The sequence below is a fragment of the Streptomyces roseoviridis genome, from assembly GCF_039535235.1.
In the GTDB taxonomy this organism is placed as follows: Bacteria; Actinomycetota; Actinomycetes; order Streptomycetales; family Streptomycetaceae; genus Streptomyces; species Streptomyces roseoviridis.
The window spans coordinates 606,944-628,487 of the sequence record NZ_BAAAWU010000001.1 but is presented as its reverse complement, the minus strand read 5'-3'; the positions used below and the strand labels follow the sequence as shown (position 1 = coordinate 628,487).

The following is a 21,544-nucleotide window of genomic DNA, read 5'->3' as shown; positions in this document are numbered from 1 at the left end:
GACGTCATTGTGGGGCGGCGGCGGTGGGCCGGGCAACGGTCCCGCGGCGCGACGGCCGGTAGCCGGGGAGCCGGTGGCCGAGCTGGCGCAGCGCGTAGTGCGAGCGGGACTTGACGGTGCCGGCCGGGATGCCGAGGTCGGCCGCGGCCTCGTTGACGGTCAGCCCGTGGAAGTAGAGCCGGACCAGGACCGCGCGGTGCTCGGGGCTCAGGCCCCGCACCGCCGCCCGGACGTCGAGCGCCGCGTCGCAGGACTCGGTGGGGTCGGCCGGGGCGGCGGTGAGCGCGAGCATCCCGTCGCCGGTCTCGGCGGGCCGGGACAGCCGGGCGCGGCGCGCGTCGATGGCGAGCCGCCGGGCGACGGTGAACAGCCAGGGCCGCATCGACTCGTACGGGGAGTCGAAGGCCTCGGGGTGCAGCCACGCCCTGACCAGGGTCTCCTGCACCAGGTCCTCGGCGCGCTGCCGGTCGCCGTGGGTGAGTCCGAGGAGGAAGGCGAGCAGGGCCCCGCCGTGTTCGCGCTGGAGTTCCTTCAGGGCCCGCTCGTCGGTGGTCGTCGTTGCCGTCGTCATGCGCCGTATACGAACGCATTCGTACGGCGGGGGGACAGGGAACGGACGGATGTCTGCGACGAACGGTCGCACCGAGCGCTGAACGGTACGGCGAGCGGTCGGGCGGAACCGTTGCGTCCGATTCAGCGGGGTTTACCCCGCCCTGCGGCAATGACCCTTGACTGGGGTCTTCGTCCACTGTGAATTCGCATGAACAGATGTTCATCCCATGAATCAGCGGAGTTCGGCAGATGACCCCACGCACCAGACCCGGCGCGGCGGCCCTCGCCGCCGTCCTGCTCGCCGCCGCCACCGGCTGCGCCGCCGCGGACCGCACACCCCCCTCACCGGCGGCCACCGGCAAGGCGCCGAACCGGCCCGCCGCGCCCGGGGGCGCGTCCGCGCCGGCCTCCTTCACCCTCGTCGCCTCCGGCGACGTCCTTCCGCACGCCTCGATCATCCGCCAGGCCGCCGCCGACGCCGGTGGCCGGGGCTACGACTTCCGCCCCATGCTCTCCGGCGTCAAGCCGGTCGTCTCCGCCGCCGACCTGGCGATCTGCCACATGGAGACCGTCTACGGCAAGCCGGGCGGTCCCTACACCGGCTACCCCGCCTTCAAGTCGCCGCCCGAGGTCGCCGAGGCCCTCAAGGAGACCGGCTACGACTCCTGCTCCACCGCCTCGAACCACACCCTGGACGACGGCGCCGCCGGGCTGGGCCGCACCCTCGACGCCCTCGACGAGGCCGGCGTCCGCCACGCGGGCTCCGCCCGTACCGCCGAGGAGGCGGCCCGGCCCACCCTCCTCGAGGCGGGCGGCGCCACCGTCGCCCAGCTCGCCTACACCTACGGCACCAACGGCTATCCGCTGCCCGAGGGGCAGCCCTGGGCCGTCAACCTCATCGACGAGCAGAAGATCCTCGCCGACGCCCGCGCCGCCCGGCAGGCCGGGGCCGACGTCGTGGTCGTCTCCCTCCACTGGGGCACCGAGTGGCAGACCGCCCCCGACGAGCAGCAGCTCACCCTCGGCCGCGCCCTGACCGCTTCGCGCACCGGCGGTCGCCCCGACATCGATCTGCTGCTCGGCACGCACGCCCATGTGCCGCAGGCGTACGAGAAGGTCAACGGCACCTGGATCGCCTACGGCATGGGCGACCAGATCGCCGGTGACATGATCAACTACGCGGGCTCCTACGACCGCCGCGGCAACGAGGGCACCCTGGCCCGCTTCACCTTCGGCCCGCCCGCCGCGCCCGGCGGCCGGTGGGAGGTGACCCGGGCCGAGTTCATCCCCCAGTACTTCGACACCGCACGCGGACGGGTGGTGAACCTCAACGCCGCCATCCGGCAGGGGGAGCGGCAGTACACCGAGATCCGCGACACCATCCGCGAGGTCGTCGAGGGCCGGGGCGCCGCCGCCGACGGACTCGTCATGGGGGAGTAGCCGCCCGCCCTATCGGCTCATCAGGTGCTTCTCGGCCGGGCGCCGGTGTCGCTGCGCGGGCCGCGACGTCCTCCGTTCGCACCATTGGTCATGAAAAAGGATGAGACGACCACAGGGCGGCGGTCGCTGCTGCGCCTCGCCGCCGCCCTCGGCGCCACCACGGCCGTCGGAGTCTTCGCCACCGACCGCCTGACCGGCCCCGACGGCCCGCCCGCCGCCGCGCCCGGCGCCGCACCCCCGGCCGGCCGGCCCGCGCCCGCCCCGCCCGGCGCGGCGGCCGGGCCCCAGGCCCAGGCCGCCCGGCTGAGACCCTCCGCGTACCGGCTCCAGCCCATGACCGGCTACGCACCGCCCGCCTTCCGCAAGGCGGTCCCCCCGGTGCGGACCCGGCCCTTCCTCCATCTCACCGGCGTCGGACGCTCCATGGTGCTCAGCTTCGACGACGGCCCCGACCCGCGTTACACGCCGGAGATCCTCGCCGTCCTGCGCCGCCACGGCTGCCGCGCGATGTTCTTCGTCTGCGGCGAGATGGCGGCCGGCCGTGAGGACCTGCTCAAGGAGATGGCCGACGACGGCCACGTGGTCGGCAACCACTCCTGGTCCCATCCCCTGGTGCCCAGGCTGCGACCCTCCCGCATCCGCCAGGAGCTCGGCTCCACCAGCGACGTCGTCGAACGGGCCCTCGGCGCCCCGCCCCTCTGGTACCGGGCGCCCTACGGGGCCTGGAACCGCCACTCGTTCGAGATCGCCGCGGAACTCGGCATGGAACCGCTCGCCTGGACCGTCGACACCCTCGACTGGAAGGAGCCTCCCGCCGACAGCATCGTGCGCCGCGTCCTCGACGGCGCCGGCCCCGGCGTGGTCGTCCTCAACCACGACGCCGGCGGCAACCGCTCCCACACGGTCACCGCCCTCAGGCGCTATCTGCCCGAACTCCTCGACGCGGGCTACAGCATCACCGTTCCCCGCCGCTGAGCCCACCGGCGGTACGACGAGGGCCCCGGCGCCGTCCGCGCGCCGGGGCCCTCCGTGCGTGTCCGGCCCTGGTCCGGCTACCGGGAGCCCACCATCCGGGCGTAGACCACGACGTTCCCCTCGTAGCCGCGGGCGCGCGAGTAGCCGCCGCCGCAGGTGATCACCCGCAGCTCGGGCTGCCCGGTGTCGCCGTAGACCTGGACGCCGGGGAAGTTGTCCTTCTGGTAGACCTCGACCCCGTAGATCTCGAAGACGGCCACCCGGCCGTCGTAACGGTCCACCTCGACGTGCTGGCCCTTCTCCAGCGAGCCGAGGCCGTAGAAGACCGCCGGGCCCGCCGTGTTGTCGACGTGGCCCACCACGACCGCGGTGCCGCGCTGACCCGGCGCGATGCCGTTCTGGTACCAGCCGGCGAGGTTGGCGTCCTGCGGCGGCGGAGCGGCGATCCAGCCGTTCTGGTCCAGGCCCACGTCCATGATCGGAGCGGCCACCCGGATCGCCGGGATCCTGATCCGCGAGGCCGGGGCGAAGGGCAGCTCCTGGAGGCCGGCGGTGGTGGGCGCCGGGCCGACCGGACGGGCCACCGGGCGGGCCGCCGCCGCGGGTTGGGGCGGACCGGACTCGAAGCCGACCCCGTTGCGCATTATCGCCAGGCCCGAGAGCATGACGAGGGCCAGGGCGCCCCAGGGTTGGCGTCTCCTGGCGGCTTCGAAGAGGCTGAAGTCCTTGGGGCTCATGGTCCTCCCTTGGTGGCGTCACGTGGAACGGTAAGGGCGGGGACGCCGACCGGCGATCAGAGCGGGGCGAACGGGTGGCGGGGCCGCCGCGGCGGGTGCGCCGGGGCCGCGGGCCGGGTGAACGGCGGATGACCCATCCGAGTATTCGTCAGATCATCACGCCGACGCCGTGTGACCTGCGGCTCGACCGGATTCCCACCCCCGTTCGGCCGGTACGGGGGCTCACCGGGGTGGCCCAGCGCCGAAGTGCGCGGACCTTTCCGTTTTGTGATGGTTCGTCATGGAAGGCGTACTCGTCGAATCTCCCGGAGCACCGCTTTGGGGCGTCTTCCACTGGAGGTTCAACCATGCGTGCTGCACGCACTCTGGCGGTGACGGCGACCGCGTTCGCGGCGCTCGGGCTCGCGGCCCCCCTCGCCACCGCCACCCACGGGCCCAGCAGTGTCACCGTCGGTTCCTCCGCGGTGCAGCGGGGCGGTGACGGCATCCACGTCAACGTCATCCCCTCCGCGGTCCACCAGGGATCGACCCTCACCATCACCGTCAAGGGCTGCGGCGGCGGCGTCGTCTCCTCCTCCGCCTTCCCGACGGTCAGCCTCTCCGCGCCCTTCGGTGGCGTCTCCAGCGCCGTCGCCCGCGTCTACAACCACGCCACGCCCGGCGAGCACACCCTGACCGTCAACTGCACGAGCCCCAACCGGGTGCTCACCCACCGGTTCCGCGTGCTGGCCGGCCAGGGCACCTCGGGCGGTCTGGGCGGCGCGCTCGCCCCCAGCTCCACCGAGATGGCGGTGGGCGGCAGCCTCGTCGCCGCCGCAGCCCTGGGCGGCGGCCTGTTCATCGTCCGCCGGCGCCGCATGTCCGGCGCGGGGGTCTGACCGGCCGAACCTCCCGGTCGGCCCGCAACGCCCGTCGCCCCCGGATCCCTAAGGATCCGGGGGCGACGGGCGTCATGGCGGTGCGGGTCGTGGTGGCGGATGCCGGCGGTGCGGATCGGGGCACCGTCGGCGCCGTCAGCCGCGCCGGCCGGCGGCCGCCCTGCGACGGACCACGAAGACCGCGCCGCCCGCCGCCGCCAGCACCATGGCGCCACCGGCCGCGATCGTCCAGGCGCCCGGTCCGACCGAGCCGCCGAGACCGCCCTGCACCCCGCGCGGCGGGGGGAGCAGCGTCGAACTGGCCGTCGGTGTGGGAGTCGGCGTCGGCGTCGGGAAGCCGCTGATGGTGAGGTCGACGGAGCCCTGCACGCCGCCCGTGCAGTTGAAGGAGACCGTGTAGACGGCGCCCCGCTTGGCGTCGATGTCCACCGTGGCGGTGGCGGCCGAGCCGGGGGCGATCGTGACCGTGTCGAAGATGCCGGCCGAGGCCGTCGCCGTGCTCGCGCAGCCGGGGGCGCTCAGGGTGACCCGGCCCCCGGGCGCCACGACGGCGGGGGAGACGAGGAAATCGCCCGGTGCCTTCGCCCGGGCCGCCTGGGGGTTCGGCGCCGGGGCGCCGTCGGCGGCGACGGAGAGGGGAGCGGCCAGGGCGAGGGTGGCCGCTCCCAGCAGAGCGGTGGAAGCGGCACGTATCGCGTGCATGCGTGAGTCCTCCGGATTCCGAGGAGCAGCCGCGGAAGGGTTTTCCGCAAAGGGCAGGGAATGCACCTCGATGTCCGAAACGCTAGGAGTCCATTACCACAGCCGCGATCCCAGACCGGCGAATGGGGCACGCGTGTCCCCCGTACGGCCCACGGGCCGTCCCGCGGTCAGTCCGTGAGCCGCGGGAACAGGTCGGTGAAGGGTCCCGCGGTCGCCGAGATCCCCCGCCCGTACGGCGCGTCGAAGTTCCAGATCAGGAAGAGCAGGAAGGCGATGAGCGCGCTGAACAGGCCGGCGAGCAGCAGTTCCCTTCCGGTGCGCCGGATCTGGAGGGTGAAGATCAGTCCCACCGTCACCAGGGCGCCGATGATGAGGCCGAACCACACCACCCCCGGCATCGTCTCGCCGGCGCTCTGCCCGCGCGCCCCGCGGGCGTCGTCGGCGACGGCCACCTGGTCCACCAGCGGCTGGTAGGCCTGGCCCTCGAAGTCGTTGGCGGGCTGGTAGTCGGTCACGCCGCGGCGGACCTGCTCCAGGAGCTCCCTGCCCCGTTCGGTCAGCTCGCCGTGCTCCGCCATGTGCGGGAACTCCTCCTCGACGACGTACGACACGTACGCGTCGACGTCGGCCCGGATGCGCTCCCGCACGGCCTGCGGGTAGACCTCGGCCCGCGCGGAGATCTCGTGCAGCGCCTGCGCCTCCTGGCGCACCGTCTCCTGCGCCGCGCTGCGGGCCTCCCAGACGCCGGCGATGGCGAGGCCGAGGACGATGGCGTACACCACGCCGATCATCATCGTCATGTACTCGATGACGTCCGGGGTCTCGCTGGGGTCGTCGTCCTCGGGGATCCGGCGGTTGTTGATGACGACGATGGTGAGCACGACGGCGCAGGCGGCGGCCATCGCGAGGGTCAGAACAAGCCATTCGGACACGTGTGCACTCCGGGGGGATCAACGGGAACGGGAGCGCAGGATCGCGGTCGCGAGCACTGCGGGGGCGGTGATGAGCAGGGTGGTGCTCAGGACGTTCGGGGCGCTCTTCGGCTTGGCCCGGGCCGTGCGCCGGTAGTGCGGCAGGGCGACCGGGGCCGGCGGCCGGGGGCGCAGGGTCGGCGCGGGAGACGGCGAAGGGGGCGCCGGCGGCTCGGGCACCGGCTCGGGCTCCGGGGGCGCGGGGCGCGGCGGAGCGGGCTTCGCTGGCGGCACCGGCCTCGGCGGCGGGGCGGGCCGGGTGGCGGGCGGCGGCGCGGGGGCGGGCGGACGCGGCTTGGCCGTCGGCTTCGGGGTCGGTTTCCCGGTCGGCTTCGGCGGCTTGCTGGGGTGGGGTGGGTGTGTGGGGTGGGGCGGATGAGTCGGGTGCGGCGGGTGGCTCGGGAAGCAGGGCCCCGGACCGGTGGACACGATCGCGACGCTCGAACCGTCGGGGCCGGTCGAGGCGTAGGCGCACGCGTCGGCGGCGGCGGGCACGGGTGCGGCGAGCAGCCACACCAGCGCGCCGGCCGCGAGGGGCCGTGACAGGAGCGATCCGTACGGAGGTGACAGGGACACGCCTCGCAGCCTGATCATATGGATCGGCCCCGCGGGCCGGAACGGCCTCTGATTCCCTGGATGGAGCGGATCGCGCGGTGCGCGGGTTTGACGTTTCCGTGCGTTCTGTCGTCTCACGCGTACCCCAACGCCGCCAACGCCCCCGTCGTTGCGGTCCGTTCCCCAGGAATGCGCGAGCGGCGGAACCCGCCGGAATCGCTTACGCGCGGAAGTGGCCGGTAGTAGCCTTTCGTTGAGCCGGGCATCGCGCCTTCCGGACCCGTTGGTCCGGGTCTGACGGCGCGCCCGGGCCGTGCACGGCCATCCGCACGTGAAGGTGCACGGGCCGAAGGCGTGAACTCTTCCGTTCCGGGCGCACGTGCCAATGGCGTGTGACCAAGAACGGATCGTGAATTTCCGTTTCTACTCGCTCTCTCGGCGGGCGATCAGTAGCCTCAGCTCGAACGTCCGCGGCGAACACCTGGCCGCATCCCGTGGCGACTTGTTGGAGACTTTGATGGAGCGTCCCGCCTGGGCTCCGCCGGGCATCGATATCTCGGTGCCGAGCGTGTCCCGTATGTACGACTTCTATCTGGGCGGCTCGCACAACTTCGAAGTGGACCGGGAAGCGGCCCGCAAGGCCCTGGAGTTCCTCCCCGGACTCCCCAAGATCATGCAGGCGAACCGGGCCTTCATGCGGCGCGCCGTCCGCCACGCCGTCGCGGAGGGCATCACCCAGTTCCTCGACATCGGCTCCGGCATACCGACCTTCGGAAACGTCCACGAGGTCGCCCAGGCCGCGAGCGACCGGGCGCGGGTCGTCTACGTCGACCACGACCCGGTCGCCGTCGCCCACAGCCGGGCCGTGCTCGAAGGCGACGACCGGTCGGCCGTGGTCGCCGCCGACCTGCGCAAGCCGCGCGAGATCCTGCACAGCCCCGAGGTCGGCGAACTCCTCGACCTGGACCGCCCGGTGGCGCTGCTGCTCGTCGCGGTCCTGCACTTCCTGGAGGACGCCGACGAGCCGTACGAGGCGGTCGCCGAACTCCTCGACGCGCTCGCCCCGGGCAGCCTCCTCGTCCTCACGCACGCCTCCTACGAGGGCATCCCCGTCTCCCAGGAGCGCGCCGGCGGCGCCGTCGGCGTCTACCGCGACATCCGCAACCCGCTGGTGATGCGCTCCCACGAGGAGATCACCCGCTTCTTCGACGGCACCGAGCTCGTCGCGCCCGGAGTCGTGTCCATGCCCCGGTGGCGGCCCGACGACCCGGACGAGGAGGAGGACCCCTTCGCCTTCTCCGGCTTCGCCGGGGTGGGGCGCAAGGCGTGAACCTGCCGCCCCAGCCGGCCGTCTGCGTCGCCGACGGACCGGAGGACAGACTCAGACGCTTCGTGACCATCTGGAGCCGGGCGGTCTTCCCGGTCACGGCCACCTCGATGACCCGGCAGGAACTCGAGCGGCACCTGCTGCCGCCGGCCCGCGAACTGTCGAAGGCCCTGCACGCCCGGCCGTTCGACACCGCCCCCGCCCACCGGGTCGGACAGGCCCTGGTGGCCGCCCACTGCACCGACCCCGAAGCCCTCGCCCGCAGCCTCGGGGTGGTCGACGCCTATCTGGTGCTGTACTGCGCGGGCGCCGGCCACGGCGACGAGCCGGACACCCGTCGGGGAGACGCGCGGCAGCGGGAACGCGGCGAGCGGGACACCCCGGCGCGGGACACCCCCCTGCCGGCCGAGGAACTGCGGGCCCGCTGCTCCAAGCTCCAGCACGCCATGGCCGCCGGCTTCGCCCAGGCCCTGCGCGAGAGGACCCTCGTCGAGCAGGAGTCCATCGCCCACTCGGCGCTCTCCGCCCGAACCGCCGCCGAACTCGCCCTGCACGCCACCGAGAGCCGCTTCCGCGCGGTCTTCGACGGCGCCGCCATCGGCATCGGCATCGCCGACCTCCAGGGCAACGTCCTGGAGGTCAACGAGACCCTCACCCGGATGTTCGGCGGCCTCGAACAGCACGTCGTCAGCCGCAACATCGCCGAATGGGCCCACCCCGAGGACGGCCCGCACGTCTGGCGGCTCTACGACGAGCTGGTCCGCGGCGAACGCGAGCACTACCGGGTCGAGAAGCCCTTCCACCGCGGCGACGGCAGCGTCCTGTGGACCAACCTCACCGTCTCCCTGCTGCGCGACGCCGACGGCGTGCCCCAGTACCAGCTGGCGCTGATGGAGGACACCACCGAGCGGCGGCTGCTCAACCTGCGGCTGCGGTACGAGGCGACACACGACGCGCTCACCGGGCTGCCCAACCGGACGCTGTTCTTCGAGCGCCTGGAGAAGACCCTCGCACCGGCCGACGGCAGCCGCTTCGGCCTGTGCTACCTCGACCTCGACGGCTTCAAGGTCATCAACGACAGCCTCGGCCACGCCACCGGCGACCGGCTCCTCGTGGAGGTCGCCGACCGCCTGCAGAGCTGCGTCACCGCGCCGGGCGAGATGGTGGCCCGGCTCGGCGGCGACGAGTTCGTCGCGCTCACCACCGGACCCGGCACCGAGCGCAAGGTCGCCGAACTCGCCGACCGGATGCTCGGCGCCCTCTCCACCCCCATCCTCATCGACGGCCGCGAACTGCCCGTCCGCGGCAGCGTCGGCGTCGTCGAGGGCGCCGCGGGGGAGCGGACCGCGGCCGAGGTGCTGCGCAGCGCCGACATCACCATGTACCGGGCCAAGTCGGCGGGCGGCAACCGCTTCGAGTTCGCCGACGCCGAGGCCGACGCCCGCGCCATTACCCGGCACGGACTCACCACCGCCCTGCCGGCCGCCTTGGAGCGCGGCGAGTTCTTCATCGAGTACCAGCCGCTCGTGCACCTTGACGACGGCAGCGTCCACGGCGCCGAAGCGCTCGTACGGTGGTGCCACCCGCAGCACGGCGTCCTCGGCCCGGACCGCTTCATCCCCCTCGCCGAGAACACCGGCCTCATCGTGCCGCTCGGCCGCTGGGTGCTCCAGGAGGCCGTCCGCCAGGCCCGCTTCTGGCAGGACGGCGCCCCCGGCGGCCACCGGGCGACCGGCCCGCTGAGGATCAACGTCAACCTGTCGCCGACCCAGCTGCAGCACCCCGGCCTGGTCGCGGAGACCGTCGACGTCCTGGAGCGCTCCGGACTCGAACCGGGCGCGCTCTGCCTGGAGGTGACCGAGTCGGCGCTCATCGGCGCCGACGACGACCTCCTGAAGCCGCTGCGGCAGCTCGCGGAGATGGGCGTGGACATCGCCCTCGACGACTTCGGCACCGGCTACTCCAACCTGGCCAACCTGCGCCGGCTCCCGGTGAGCGTCCTCAAGCTCGACCGTTCCTTCACCCAGGGCATGCAGCAGCACCCGGCCGACCCCGTCGACCTCAAGATCGTCGAGGGAATCGTGCACCTGGCCCACAGCCTGGAGCTCGCGGTCACCGTCGAGGGCGTGGAGACCGGCGCCCAGGCCCAGCAGCTGCGCGAGCTCGGCTGCGACACGGCCCAGGGCTGGTACTACGCCCGCCCCGGCGCCCCGGACCGCATCCACTCCCTGGTCCTGGCGGACGCGGTGTAGCGCCGCCCGTCCGGCCGGCGGGGCTTCCCGCTAGCCGGCGGGCGTGCCGCGCCGGGAGGCCATGAGCAGCTTCTGCAGCTCGCGCGCCGCCCTCGGGGGCGCCACGTCGCTGCGGTGGGCCAGCGCGATGGTCCGGCGCAGGCCGGGCCGGGCCAGGGCCGTGACCCGCAGGTCGCGGCCCGCCCGGGCGGCCACCATCGTGGGGACGACGGCGAGGCCGAGACCGGCCCGTACAAAACCGAGCACGGCGTCCATCTCGCCGCCCTCCACCGTGAACGACGGCTCGAAGCCCTCCGCCCGGCAGGCGGCCACCGTCAGCTCCCGCAGGTCGTAGCCGTGCCGGAACATCACCAGCGGCTGATCGCGCAGATCCGCGATCCGCACCGGCCGCCGCGGCGCCGGCGCGGACGCCGCCGAGACCACCACCAGGTCCTCGGTGAGCAGCTCCACCGTCGTCAGCGCGGGCGAGGGCGTCGGCAGCGGCAGCACCACCAGCGCCAGATCCAGCGCGCCGCGCGCCAGCTCCCGTACGAGATCGTGCGAGCCGCCCTCCTCGATGAGCAGCCGGATCCCCGGATGCAGATCGTGGAAGGCGCGCAGCACGTCCGGCAGCAGCCCCGTGCACAGGCTGGGCGTCGCCCCCAGCCGCACCCGGCCCCGCCGCAGCTGCACCAGCTCCTGCACCTCCTGCCGCGCCGTGTCGGTGTCGGCGAGGATCCGGCGGGCCAGCGGCAGCAGGGCCTCGCCGGCGTCGGTCAGGGCGATGTTGCCCCGGGCCCGGCTGAACAGCTCCGCGCCCAGCTCCTGCTCCAGGGCCTTGATCTGCTGGGAGAGCGAGGGCTGGGACACGTGGACCCGCTCCGCGGCCCGGGTGAAGTGACGGGTCTCGGCGACGGCCACGAAATAGAGGAGCTGCTGGAACTGCATGACACCACCCTACGCCGATCCATAGGTCGCGCCTATCGAGATCAGCCGAACCATGTCTTGGACCTCTCAGCCTCTCCGGCCCTACCGTCGCTGGCATGGCTCTGGCAACCAAGACCGAGCGGCGGTCCGGCCGGCCGCCCTCCCCGGCACCGACCCGCGGATTCTGGGCGTCGACGATCGGCAAGAAGACGGTCATGGCCGTCACCGGCCTGATCATGCTCGCCTACCTCGTCGCCCACGTGGCCGGCAACCTCAAGGTCTTCTTCGGCCCCGAGGAGTTCAACGCCTACGGCCGCTGGCTCCGCGTCATGGGCGCCCCCGTCCTGCACCACCACTGGGGCCTGTGGATCGCCCGGACCGTGCTGCTCGCCTCCGTCGTGGCCCACGCGGTCTCCGCGTACCAGCTCAGCCGCCGCGACATCAAGGCCCGCCCTACCCGGTACGTCCACCGCCGCAAGGGCGCGTCCTACGCCACCCGCACCATGCGCTGGGGCGGCGTCATCCTGGCCCTGTTCATCGTCTGGCACGTCCTCGACCTCACCACCGGCACCGTCCACCCCGGCGGATTCGAGGAGGGCCGGCCCTACCAGAACGTCGTCGACACCTTCTCCACCTGGTACGGCAACGTCATCTACATCGTCGCCATGCTCGCCGTCGGACTCCACGTCCGGCACGGCTTCTGGAGCGCCGCCCAGACCCTCGGCGTCGGCAACGCCCGCCGCGAACGCCTCCTCAAGGCCACGGCCAACACCCTCGCCCTCGTGCTGACCGCGGGCTTCGTCTCCGTCCCCGTCGCCGTCATGACCGGAGTGGTGAGCTGACATGACCTCCCCCGACCGCCTCCCCGACTACCGCCTCGGCGAGCCCGTCACCGACACCAAGGCCCCCGCCGGCCCCATCGCCGAACGCTGGGACACCCGCCGCTTCCAGGCCAGGCTGGTCAACCCCGCCAACCGCCGCGGCCACCGGATCATCGTCGTCGGCACCGGCCTCGCCGGCGGCTCCGCCGGCGCCACCCTCGCCGAACAGGGCTACCAGGTCGTCCAGTTCTGCTACCAGGACTCCCCGCGCCGCGCCCACTCCATCGCCGCCCAGGGCGGCATCAACGCCGCCAAGAACTACCGCAACGACGGCGACTCCGTGCACCGCCTCTTCTACGACACGGTCAAGGGCGGCGACTTCCGCGCCCGCGAGTCCAACGTCCACCGCCTCGCCCAGATCTCCGTCGAGATCATCGACCAGTGCGTCGCCCAGGGCGTGCCCTTCGCCCGCGAGTACGGCGGACTCCTCGACACCCGCTCCTTCGGCGGCGTCCAGGTCTCCCGCACCTTCTACGCCCGCGGCCAGACCGGCCAGCAGCTCCTCCTCGGCGCCTACCAGGCGCTGTCCCGGCAGATCGCCGCCGGCAACGTCGAGATGCACCCGCGCACCGAGATGCTCGACCTGATCGTCGTCGACGGCCGCGCCCGCGGCATCGTCGCCCGCGACCTCGTCACCGGCCGGATCTCCACCCACTACGCCGACGCCGTCGTCCTCGCCACCGGCGGCTACGGCAACGTCTTCTACCTGTCCACCAACGCCATGAACTCCAACGCCACCGCCGTGTGGCGGGCCCACCGGCGCGGCGCGTACTTCGCCAACCCCTGCTTCACCCAGATCCACCCCACCTGCATCCCGCGCACCGGCGACCACCAGTCCAAGCTCACCCTGATGAGCGAGTCGCTGCGCAACGACGGCCGCATCTGGGTCCCCAAGGCCAAGGGCGACACCCGGCCGCCGCACGAGATCCCGGAGGACGAGCGCGACTACTACCTGGAGCGCATCTACCCCTCCTTCGGCAACCTCGTCCCCCGTGACATCGCCTCCCGCGCCGCCAAGAACGTCTGCGACGAGGGCAGGGGAGTGGGCCCCGGCGGCCAGGGGGTGTACCTCGACTTCGCCGACGCGATCCGCCGCATGGGCCGCGCCAAGGTCGAGGAGAAGTACGGCAACCTCTTCGACATGTACGAGCGGATCACCGCGGAGAACCCGTACGAGGTGCCCATGCGGATCTACCCGGCCGTGCACTACACGATGGGCGGACTGTGGGTCGACTACGACCTCCAGACCACCGTCCCCGGCCTCTTCGCCATCGGCGAGGCCAACTTCTCCGACCACGGCGCCAACCGGCTCGGCGCCTCCGCCCTCATGCAGGGCCTCGCCGACGGCTACTTCGTCCTGCCCGCCACCATCAACGACTACCTCGCCCGCCACCCGCACGCCGAACCCGTCACCGACGACCACCCCGCCGTCCGGGACGTCCTCGCCGAGACCGAGGACCGCCTCCACCTCCTCCTCGCCGTCGACGGGGACCGCACCCCCGACTCCTTCCACCGCGAACTCGGCGAAGTCATGTGGGAGTTCTGCGGCATGGCCCGCACCAAGGGGGGACTGCGCACGGCGCTGCGCCGCATCCCCGAGATCCGCGAGGAGTTCTGGCGGCGCATCAAGGTCCCCGGCACCGGCGAGGAGTTCAACCAGTCCCTGGAGAAGGCCAACCGGATCGTCGACTACCTGGAGCTCGCCGAGCTCATGTGCCTCGACGCCCTCCACCGCGAGGAGTCCTGCGGCGGCCACTTCCGCGAGGAGTCGCAGACGCCCGACGGCGAGGCCGCACGGCGCGACGAGGAGTTCTCCTACGCGGCGGCCTGGGAGTTCGCCGCCGACGGCCCCCCGGTGCTCCACAAGGAAGACCTGACCTTCGAGTACGTCCACCCCACCCAGCGGAGCTACGCATGAGGCTCACCCTGCGCGTCTGGCGCCAGAAGAACGCCGACGCCGAAGGCGCCATGGCCGTCTACGAAGTGGACGGCATCTCCTCCGACATGTCCTTCTTGGAGATGCTGGACACCCTCAACGAGGACCTCATCCTGCGCGGCGAGGACCCCGTCGCCTTCGACCACGACTGCCGCGAGGGCATCTGCGGCGCCTGCAGCCTCGTCATCAACGGCGACGCCCACGGCCCCGAACGCACCACCACCTGCCAGCTCCACATGCGGTCCTTCCGCGACGGCGACACCATCGACATCGAACCCTGGCGCGCCGCCGCCTTCCCCGTCGTCAAGGACCTGGTCGTCGACCGCTCGGCCTTCGACCGGGTCATCCAGGCCGGCGGCTACATCAGCGTCCCCACCGGCTCCGCCCCCGAGGCCCACGCCACCCCGGTCCCCAAGGCCGACGCCGACTTCGCCTTCGAACACGCCGAGTGCATCGGCTGCGGCGCCTGCGTCGCCGCCTGCCCCAACGGCTCGGCGATGCTCTTCACCTCCGCCAAGATCAACCACCTCGGCGCCCTCCCCCAAGGCGCCCCCGAACGCGAGACCCGCGTCCTCGACATGGTCGCCCAGATGGACGCCGAGGGCTTCGGCGGCTGCACCCTCACCGGCGAGTGCGCCACCGCCTGCCCCAAGGGCATTCCGCTGCCCTCCATCACGGCCATGAACCGCGAATGGCTGAGGGCGAAGCGGAAGGGGACGCGGCGCTAGACCGCTACCTCCGGAGCTCCCAGGTCGGGCGCGATCCGAGGAAGACGGCCGAACCGGGTCCTGTCGGCGGGGTGCCGGACGCCGCCCGGCGGATGCGCGCCCGGGAGGGCATCGTCCGGGTGGTACGGGGTAGGCGATGGTCATACGGACGACCGAGGGAGGACCCATGCCCGGTTTGATCACGCGTCTCAAGGAGTTCGCCCGCAGCCCGCAGGGGCAGCGCGCCGTCGCGTCGGCCCGGCGGGCCGCCGCGGACCCCCGCAAGCGCGCGCAGGCGCGCAGTCTGCTCGGACGGCTGCGCGGGCGCCGGTGACGGCGGGGAGGCGGCGAGGGGCGGACACGACCATGGCATGGCAGTCACTGACACGGTGGGAACGTGCCCTGGAGCGGTGGCAGAGCGCTCTCGTCTCCCGGCTCCGCCCCACCCACGAGCCCGTGGAACTGATCGACGCGCTGCACCAGGAGTGCGACAGCAACGCCGTGGTGTGCAGCGAGAGCCGCGTGGTGGTCCCGAACGCCTTCGAGGTCGAGCTGGACAGCCGCGTGTTCGCCGAGCTGGTCCGCAACGGCTGCGGTGACGTGGGCGTGATGCTGACGGACAACCTCGCGCGGCACGGGCGGCGCCAGGGCTACGAGTGGGCGGGGCCGCTGACCGTCCACGTCACCCCGAGGCCGCTGCCCTCCGGTGACCCGTATCGCGTCCGCAGCGGCCCGATGGCCCACGTGCGGGCCGACGCCTTCCCGCCGGAGGGCTGACCCGCCCGGCCCGCCGGTGCCGAGGGCCACCACGGCGGCCGCTCAGCTCCCTAGACGAGGGTCTGCTGCTCTCGGATGGCCTCCAGGCGTTCGAGGTGGTCCTCGCCCCACTGGCCGAGGGGGGCGAGCGCGGTGACGAGCGACCGGCCGAGCTCGGTCAGGGAGTACTCCACCTTCGGTGGCACCTGATGGTGGACCTCCCGGTGCACCAGGCCGCTCGCCTCCAGCTCCCGTAGCTGGAGGATGAGCATGCGCTCGCTGATCCCGGTCACGGTCCGCCGCAGCTCGCCGAAGCGCAGCGGGCCCTCCCCGAGCCAGAAAAGGATCAGCCCCTTCCATTTCCCGCCCATGACGTCGATCGCGGCGTCCAGGCCACAGGTGTAGCTCCGCTTCTGCATCAGCCCGCCCTCTCATGCACTTACAAAAGTGTGGGTACCCGAGGAAATTGTAGGTACTTGTAGAAGAGTTGGTGTCCCCGCAGCATGGTCCGGTAGCCACCGGGACGCGAGGCAGGAGACATCATGACCGGGCATCACCGCACAGCCGTGACCGTCGTCGGGCTGGGCTCGATGGGCAGCGCGCTCGCCGGCGCGTTCGTCGACGCCGGGCACCCGGCCACCGTCTGGAACAGGACGCCGTCGAAGGCCGAACCCCTCGTGTCCAGAGGCGCCCACCACGCCCCGGCCATCGGCGAGGCGGTCGCGGCGAGCCCGCTGGTCGTCACCTGCCTGACCACGTACGAGGACACCATCGCGGCCCTGGAACCGGCCGGGGCCGCGATGGAGGGGCGGGCGCTCGTCACGCTGAACAGCGGTTCCCCGTCCGGCGCCCGCAAGATGGCCGCCTGGGCCCTCGGGCACGGCATGCGGTACCTCGACGGAGCGGTCAAGGACGTGCCGTCCGCCGTGGGAGGCGGGGACACCCTCCTGTACTACGCGGGCGGCCCGGCCGTCTTCGGCGAATTCGCCCCCGTGCTGCGGGCGTTGGGCGGCGACACCGTCCATCTCGGGCCCGACCCCGACCTCGCTGCCCTGTGCGAGACGGCGGTGGGCGGCACCCTGCTGCCGGCGCTGGTCGGCTTCTTCCAGGGCGCGGCCGCTCTGCGGGCGCGCGGCCTGGAGGCGGCCTCGATGGTGCGCTTCACGGCCAAGTGGTTCGAGATGATCAGCTCGGTGCTGCCGGTCTTCGCGGCGGAGATCGACCGCGGCGACTACGGCGACGGTGCCTCCTCGGTGAACCTGTTCCTGGCGGGAGCCGCGCACGACGTGGAACTCGGCGAGGAGGCCGGCCTCGACGTCGCGTGGCACGAGCCCTTCCACGACCTCCTGAGGCGCGCTGCCGACGCCGGCCACGGCGATCACAGCATCTCCGCCCTGACGGAGGTGCTCAGGAAGCCGGTGCCCGCCGGCACGTCCGGAGGCACCGCGGCGGAGTGAGACCGGGCCGTGGACCGGCCCGGGTCCGGTCCGGTCCGGTCCGGTCACGGTCCCGCCCGGTCCGGTACGGTCACGGTCCCGCCCGGTCCGGTACGGTCACGGCTCCGTGCAGCCCGTCCCCCCGGCCCAGCCGCCCCCGCGACAGAGCGCCCCCGGGGCAGGCCGCCTCCCGGGCAGGGCCCCGGGGCAGGCCCTGGTCCCTCCCGGTCACGCCGTCTCCGGTCAGGCCGGTGTGAGACCGGCCAGGCGGGCGAGCCTGCGGTACGAGTCGAGCAGTGCGGTCCGGTCGTACGTGCTCGTCGTCACCAGGACCTCCTGCGCCCCGGTCTCCTGCACCGCCCGCGTCAGCTCGGCGGCGACCTGCTCCTCGGTGCCGTACACGTGCCCCTGGAGCCCCGACTCGTAGAATCCGCGCTGCTTGTCGGTCATCTCCAGGGCCGTGATCCGCTCCGGCGGCGCGAGCGGCGGGAAGACGCCCCGGGTGCGGGAGTACGCCAGCGACCAGGCCTCCGGCATCAGCATCCGGCGGGCCTCCTCCTCCGTACCGGCCACCGCGACCGTGCCGGCGACGACGACGTACGGTTCGGACGACCAGACGGAGGGCCGGAAGGCGGACCGGTAACCGTCGATCGCCTCGAGGAGCCGGGCCCGTCCCTTCAGGTCCCCGATGACCAGCGGCAGACCCGCGGCCGCGGCGATCGCCGCGCCCTCGCCCGTCGCGAGCACGTACGGCGGCACCCGCAGCCCCTCGGCGGGGCGGGCGTGCACCTGGGGGTGGGCGGTCTGCTCGCCGGTGAACCAGCCGAGCAGTTCGTCCAGTTGACCGGCGAACCGGTCGGCGTCCTCCTTGTCGCGGCCGAGGGCCCGCCGGATGCCGTCCGTGAAGCCCACCGAACGGCCGAGGCCCATGTCGATCCGGCCCGGGAACAGCGACTCCAGGACGCCGAACTGCTCCGCCACCACCAGTGGCTGGTGGTTGGGCAGCATCACCCCGCCCGTGCCGACCCGGATGCGCGTGGTCGCGCCCGCCACGGCCGCGGCCAGCACGGTCGGCGCCGACCCGGCCACGCCGGGCACACTGTGGTGCTCCGACACCCAGAACCGGTGGTAGCCCAGCGCCTCGGCCTCCCGGGCCAGGCGCACCGTGTCGCGCAGCGCCCGGCCGCCGTCCTCGCCCTCCCGGGTGCGGGAGCGGTCGAGGACGGAGAAGCGGATGCCTTCGAGGGGTGTCGTCATGGTGCTCACGCAGGGTTCAACGCCGCGGAGCGCCGGGGATTCCCGCACGCCCCGGCATGCCTACGCTGGGGGAGTGACCCGACACCGCAGGCCCGTGGCCGTCTTCGACCTCGACAACACCCTCGCGTCCACCGCCCACCGCCAGCACTTCCTGGAGCGGCGCCCGCGCGACTGGGACCGGTTCTTCGCCGCCGCGCCTCAAGACCCGCCGCTCCCGGAGGGCGTCGAGCTGTGCCGGGAGACGGCCGAGGAATGCGACATCGTCTATCTCACCGGGCGGCCCGAACGCTGCCGCCGTGACACGCTCGACTGGCTCGCCGAGCACGGCCTCCCCGAGGGACCGGTGCACATGCGGCGGGACCGCGACTTCCGGCCCGCCCGGCAGACCAAGCTGGAGCTGCTGCGCCGGCTCGGCCGCGACCGCGAGGTGCGCGTGCTCGTCGACGACGACGAACTGGTCTGCGACGCCGCCGAGACGGCGGGCTTCACCGTGGTGCGGGCCCGGTGGGCGGTGCCGTCGGAGGCGCTGAAGGACGCGCAGGAGCGAGAGGGCCGGACCTGAGCGGCCAGTCGGATCCCGTGTCCGGGGTCGTCGGATCCACGGTCCCGGATCAGTCGCCGTCCTCCAGGCGGAAGCCGACCTTCAGCCCCACCTGGTAGTGCTCGATCGCCCCGTCCACCAGGTGCCCGCGCACCTGGGTGACCTCGAACCAGTCGAGCCCGCGCAGGGTCTGTGAAGCGCGCTGGATCCCGTTGCGGATGGCCTGGTCGACGCCCTCGGTGGACGTGCCGACGATCTCGGTGACGCGGTAGGTGTGGTTCGACATGGGAGCCGGACTCCTCTCGGTGCCCTCGGTGGGTTCCCTCCACCGTGCCCCACTCCGGCGAGGACCGCGACACGTCGCCCGCCCGGCGGGGTACGGCCGAGGACTTGACCTGCCGCATTGGTCCAGACCAGAATCCGGCCCATACCCGCGCGAACCTCCCGTCAGGTCCCCCCACACGTCGGGTCGGCAACCCTCCCCCGCAGAAGGTGACCTCACGTGAAGAACCGCCGTCTCGCCTGTCCGCTGGCAGTCCTCTCCGCCCTCGCCCTCTCCGGGTGCGGGCTCCTTCCCGGAGGGGGAGACACCACCCGCACGGTCAACCTCTGGCTGATGCGCGACAGCGCGAGCGAGGACTTCCTCACGCGGTTCACCGCGTCCTTCGAGGCCGAGCACGAGGGCGTCGAGCTGGAGATCACCATCCAGGACTGGACCGGCATCGGGAAGAAGGTCACCGACGCCCTCAACGGCCCCGGCGGGCCCGACGTCATCGAGGTCGGCAACACCCAGGTCGCCCAGTACGCCGACACCGACAAGCTCTACGACCTCACCCTGGAGTCGGTCCGCGACCTCGGCAGCGAGGACTGGCTCCCGGGCCTCGCCGAGCCCGGCAGCATCGACGGAGCCCAGTACGGCATCCCCTGGTACGCGGCCAACCGCATCGTCATCTACAACAAGGACCTCTTCGCCGACGCCGGCGTCAAGCCGCCCGCCACACGGGCCCAGTGGCTCGACGACACCGAGAAGCTCAACCGGAACGGAACCCAGGGCATCTACCTCGCCGGCCAGGACTGGTACACCCTCTCCGGCTTCATCTGGGACGAGGGCGGCGAACTCGCCGTCGACCGGGGCGGCCTGTGGGCCGGCGCCCTCGACAGCCCCGCCGCCCTGCGCGGCATGGACTTCTACAAGGACCTCCAGGCCCTCGGCAAGGGCCCCAGGAACGCCGACGAGCAGAACCCCCCGCAGGCCGAGGTCTTCGCCAAGGGCGACGTCGCCCAGATCATCGCCACGCCCAGCGCCATCCCGGTGATCACCAAGGCCAACCCCGCGCTCAAGGACAAGCTCGGCTTCTTCCCCATCCCCGGCAAGAAGGCCGGACAGCCCTGCGCCGTGTTCACCGGCGGCTCCGACCTCATCATCCCGGAGAACGCGCCCGAGCGCACCGCCGCGCTCGAGGTCGTCAAGGCCCTCGCCGGCGAGAAGTGGCAGAGCGAACTGGCGCGGGCGATGAACTACGTGCCCAACAAGACCTCCCTCGCCTCCGTCGTCGCCGGCCAGGAGGCCACCGCCACCATGGCCGTCGGCGCCGCCCGCGGCCGGGCCACCCCCAACTCGCCCCAGTGGGCCGACGTCGAGGCCGACAACCCGATCAAGCCGTACATGACCGCGGTCCTCACCGGCGAGGACCCGAAGGAAGCCGCCCGGTCCGCCTCCGAGCGGATCACGGACACCCTCGCCGAATAGAGCGCGCCCCCACACCATTCAGCGCCTCCACACCAACCGGCCCCCGGCCGGTCACGTCGAATCCAGCCACCCACGGAAGAAACGAGGAGTCGGGCCACCGCTCGCACGGCCCGGCTCCCTGCCGTCTTTCCGTACCGCCGGAGGATCCCGACATGGCCGCCGTACCCCTCGCCCAGCCCGTCGCCGAACCGGCGGGCCGGCCCCTCGCCGCCGTACCGCCCCAGCAGCGCGCCGGGGACGAGCCCCAGCCCCGTTACGTCGTGGGCCTCGCCCGCGACCAGGAGGACGTCCGGGCCGCGCAGCGGCTGCGCCACCTCGTCTTCGCCGGAGAGATGGGCGCCCGGCTCGAGGGGCCCGAACCCGGCCTCGACAGCGACGCCTTCGACGCCTACTGCGACCACCTCCTCGTACGGCGGGAGGACACCGGCGAGGTCGTCGGCACCTACCGGGTGCTGCCGCCCGAGCGGGCCGCGGTGGCGGGACGGCTCTACTCCGAGAGCGAGTTCGACCTCACCCGGCTCGCCCCGATCCGGCACGACCTCGTCGAGGTCGGCCGCTCCTGCGTCCACCCCGCCCACCGCAACGGCGCCGTGATCGCCCTCGTCTGGGCCGGCCTGGCCCGCTACATGACCCGCACCGGCCACGACTGGCTCGCCGGCTGCTGCTCCGTCCCGCTCGCCGACGGCGGCACCCTCGCCGCCGCCACCTGGGACGCGGTCAGGACCCGGCACCTGGCCCCCGAGGAGTACTGGGTCACCCCGCACCGGCTGTGGACCCCCGACCCGGCCGCCGCGCCCGCCGAGGGCCGGATCGAACTGCCCCCGCTGCTGCGGGGCTACCTGCGGCTCGGCGCGTGGGTCTGCGGCGCCCCCGCCCACGACCCGGACTTCGGCGTCGCCGACCTCTACGTGCTGCTGTCGCTGCGCCGCACCAACCCCCGCTACCTGCGGCACTTCCTGTCGCTCGCCCCCGCCCGGTGAGCGTC

General features: G+C 72.9%; 23 protein-coding genes. 14 read left to right on the top strand and 9 right to left on the bottom strand.

From position 1 onward, the window contains the following. Positions 1 to 4: 4 nt before the first annotated feature. Positions 5 to 571, bottom strand: a complete 567-nt coding sequence (locus tag ABD954_RS02855) for a sigma-70 family RNA polymerase sigma factor (RefSeq protein WP_345484131.1) — start codon at positions 569 to 571, stop codon at positions 5 to 7. A 230-nt stretch (positions 572 to 801) separates the two neighbouring features. Between ABD954_RS02855 and ABD954_RS02850 the strand changes: the two genes are divergently transcribed. After that, positions 802 to 1,992, top strand: coding sequence for a CapA family protein (locus tag ABD954_RS02850; RefSeq protein WP_345484129.1), 1,191 nt, complete (start codon positions 802 to 804; stop codon positions 1,990 to 1,992). A gap of 90 nt (positions 1,993 to 2,082) precedes the next feature. Continuing rightward, positions 2,083 to 2,967 carry a polysaccharide deacetylase family protein gene (locus ABD954_RS02845; RefSeq protein WP_345484128.1) on the top strand — a complete coding sequence of 295 codons (885 nt, stop codon included), beginning with the start codon at positions 2,083 to 2,085 and terminating at the stop codon, positions 2,965 to 2,967. Between the two features lie 77 nt (positions 2,968 to 3,044). Here the strand turns inward: ABD954_RS02845 and ABD954_RS02840 are convergent, their stop codons facing one another. Beyond that, positions 3,045 to 3,704, bottom strand: a complete 660-nt coding sequence (locus ABD954_RS02840) for a class F sortase (protein WP_345484127.1) — start codon at positions 3,702 to 3,704, stop codon at positions 3,045 to 3,047. 347 nt (positions 3,705 to 4,051) lie between these two features. Here ABD954_RS02840 and ABD954_RS02835 point away from each other — a divergent pair, with 347 nt between their 5' ends. Continuing rightward, positions 4,052 to 4,582 (top strand): hypothetical protein, encoded by a 531-nt coding sequence (locus ABD954_RS02835; protein ID WP_345484126.1) that lies wholly within the window; start codon positions 4,052 to 4,054, stop codon positions 4,580 to 4,582. 135 nt (positions 4,583 to 4,717) lie between these two features. On the opposite strand, the gene ABD954_RS02830 is transcribed toward ABD954_RS02835, so the two are convergent. From ABD954_RS02830 to ABD954_RS02820, 3 genes are all read right to left on the bottom strand, one after another. Further along, positions 4,718 to 5,284 (bottom strand): hypothetical protein, encoded by a 567-nt coding sequence (locus ABD954_RS02830; RefSeq protein WP_345484125.1) that lies wholly within the window; start codon positions 5,282 to 5,284, stop codon positions 4,718 to 4,720. A gap of 167 nt (positions 5,285 to 5,451) precedes the next feature. Continuing rightward, positions 5,452 to 6,216: a bestrophin-like domain gene (locus ABD954_RS02825; RefSeq protein WP_345484124.1), complete on the bottom strand. Its 765-nt coding sequence runs from the start codon at positions 6,214 to 6,216 to the stop codon at positions 5,452 to 5,454. An 18-nt stretch (positions 6,217 to 6,234) separates the two neighbouring features. Beyond that, the gene (locus tag ABD954_RS02820) at positions 6,235 to 6,831 is read right to left on the bottom strand and encodes a hypothetical protein (protein WP_345484123.1); all 597 of its coding nucleotides are present in this window, start codon (positions 6,829 to 6,831) and stop codon (positions 6,235 to 6,237) included. A 496-nt stretch (positions 6,832 to 7,327) separates the two neighbouring features. Here ABD954_RS02820 and ABD954_RS02815 point away from each other — a divergent pair, with 496 nt between their 5' ends. Both ABD954_RS02815 and ABD954_RS02810 read left to right on the top strand, forming a co-directional pair. Beyond that, positions 7,328 to 8,140: an SAM-dependent methyltransferase gene (locus tag ABD954_RS02815; RefSeq protein WP_345484122.1), complete on the top strand. Its 813-nt coding sequence runs from the start codon at positions 7,328 to 7,330 to the stop codon at positions 8,138 to 8,140. Beyond that, the gene (locus ABD954_RS02810; RefSeq protein WP_345484121.1) at positions 8,137 to 10,389 is read left to right on the top strand and encodes a putative bifunctional diguanylate cyclase/phosphodiesterase; all 2,253 of its coding nucleotides are present in this window, start codon (positions 8,137 to 8,139) and stop codon (positions 10,387 to 10,389) included. The genes ABD954_RS02815 and ABD954_RS02810 overlap by 4 nt, the downstream gene beginning before the upstream one ends. 30 nt (positions 10,390 to 10,419) lie before the next feature. Here ABD954_RS02810 and ABD954_RS02805 read toward each other — a convergent pair whose 3' ends face one another. Beyond that, a complete protein-coding gene (locus ABD954_RS02805) occupies positions 10,420 to 11,316 on the bottom strand; it encodes a LysR family transcriptional regulator (RefSeq protein ID WP_345484120.1) in 897 nt (298 codons plus the stop codon). 95 nt (positions 11,317 to 11,411) lie between these two features. Here ABD954_RS02805 and ABD954_RS02800 point away from each other — a divergent pair, with 95 nt between their 5' ends. The 5 genes from ABD954_RS02800 to ABD954_RS02780 all read left to right on the top strand — a co-directional run bounded on the left by ABD954_RS02800 (position 11,412) and on the right by ABD954_RS02780 (position 15,596). Continuing rightward, positions 11,412 to 12,137, top strand: a complete 726-nt coding sequence (locus tag ABD954_RS02800; RefSeq protein WP_345484119.1) for a succinate dehydrogenase — start codon at positions 11,412 to 11,414, stop codon at positions 12,135 to 12,137. Position 12,138: 1 nt separating this feature from the next. Continuing rightward, a complete protein-coding gene (locus tag ABD954_RS02795) occupies positions 12,139 to 14,094 on the top strand; it encodes a fumarate reductase/succinate dehydrogenase flavoprotein subunit (RefSeq protein WP_345484118.1) in 1,956 nt (651 codons plus the stop codon). Continuing rightward, positions 14,091 to 14,840: a succinate dehydrogenase/fumarate reductase iron-sulfur subunit gene (locus ABD954_RS02790; protein ID WP_345484117.1), complete on the top strand. Its 750-nt coding sequence runs from the start codon at positions 14,091 to 14,093 to the stop codon at positions 14,838 to 14,840. The genes ABD954_RS02795 and ABD954_RS02790 overlap by 4 nt, the downstream gene beginning before the upstream one ends. A 166-nt stretch (positions 14,841 to 15,006) precedes the next feature. After that, entirely contained in the window at positions 15,007 to 15,153 is a 147-nt protein-coding gene (locus ABD954_RS02785; RefSeq protein ID WP_345484116.1) for a hypothetical protein, read from the top strand. A 32-nt stretch (positions 15,154 to 15,185) separates the two neighbouring features. Continuing rightward, positions 15,186 to 15,596, top strand: a complete 411-nt coding sequence (locus ABD954_RS02780; protein ID WP_345484115.1) for a DUF3662 domain-containing protein — start codon at positions 15,186 to 15,188, stop codon at positions 15,594 to 15,596. Between the two features lie 50 nt (positions 15,597 to 15,646). On the opposite strand, the gene ABD954_RS02775 is transcribed toward ABD954_RS02780, so the two are convergent. Beyond that, complete coding sequence (locus ABD954_RS02775; RefSeq protein WP_345484114.1) at positions 15,647 to 15,994, bottom strand: winged helix-turn-helix transcriptional regulator; 348 nt, start codon at positions 15,992 to 15,994, stop codon at positions 15,647 to 15,649. 123 nt (positions 15,995 to 16,117) lie between these two features. Between ABD954_RS02775 and ABD954_RS02770 the strand changes: the two genes are divergently transcribed. Next, on the top strand, positions 16,118 to 17,032 hold the full coding sequence (locus ABD954_RS02770) for an NAD(P)-dependent oxidoreductase (RefSeq protein ID WP_345484112.1): 915 nt from the start codon (positions 16,118 to 16,120) through the stop codon (positions 17,030 to 17,032). A 222-nt stretch (positions 17,033 to 17,254) separates the two neighbouring features. Here ABD954_RS02770 and ABD954_RS02765 read toward each other — a convergent pair whose 3' ends face one another. Next, positions 17,255 to 18,268, bottom strand: a complete 1,014-nt coding sequence (locus ABD954_RS02765) for an LLM class flavin-dependent oxidoreductase (RefSeq protein WP_345484111.1) — start codon at positions 18,266 to 18,268, stop codon at positions 17,255 to 17,257. A gap of 73 nt (positions 18,269 to 18,341) precedes the next feature. Between ABD954_RS02765 and ABD954_RS02760 the strand changes: the two genes are divergently transcribed. Continuing rightward, positions 18,342 to 18,830, top strand: coding sequence for a phosphatase domain-containing protein (locus ABD954_RS02760; protein WP_345484110.1), 489 nt, complete (start codon positions 18,342 to 18,344; stop codon positions 18,828 to 18,830). Between the two features lie 49 nt (positions 18,831 to 18,879). On the opposite strand, the gene ABD954_RS02755 is transcribed toward ABD954_RS02760, so the two are convergent. After that, positions 18,880 to 19,095: a dodecin gene (locus tag ABD954_RS02755; RefSeq protein ID WP_345484109.1), complete on the bottom strand. Its 216-nt coding sequence runs from the start codon at positions 19,093 to 19,095 to the stop codon at positions 18,880 to 18,882. A gap of 216 nt (positions 19,096 to 19,311) precedes the next feature. Here ABD954_RS02755 and ABD954_RS02750 point away from each other — a divergent pair, with 216 nt between their 5' ends. Then, positions 19,312 to 20,559 carry an extracellular solute-binding protein gene (locus tag ABD954_RS02750; protein ID WP_345484108.1) on the top strand — a complete coding sequence of 416 codons (1,248 nt, stop codon included), beginning with the start codon at positions 19,312 to 19,314 and terminating at the stop codon, positions 20,557 to 20,559. 152 nt (positions 20,560 to 20,711) lie between these two features. Then, positions 20,712 to 21,539, top strand: coding sequence for a GNAT family N-acetyltransferase (locus ABD954_RS02745; protein WP_345484107.1), 828 nt, complete (start codon positions 20,712 to 20,714; stop codon positions 21,537 to 21,539). Positions 21,540 to 21,544: the final 5 nt, after the last annotated feature.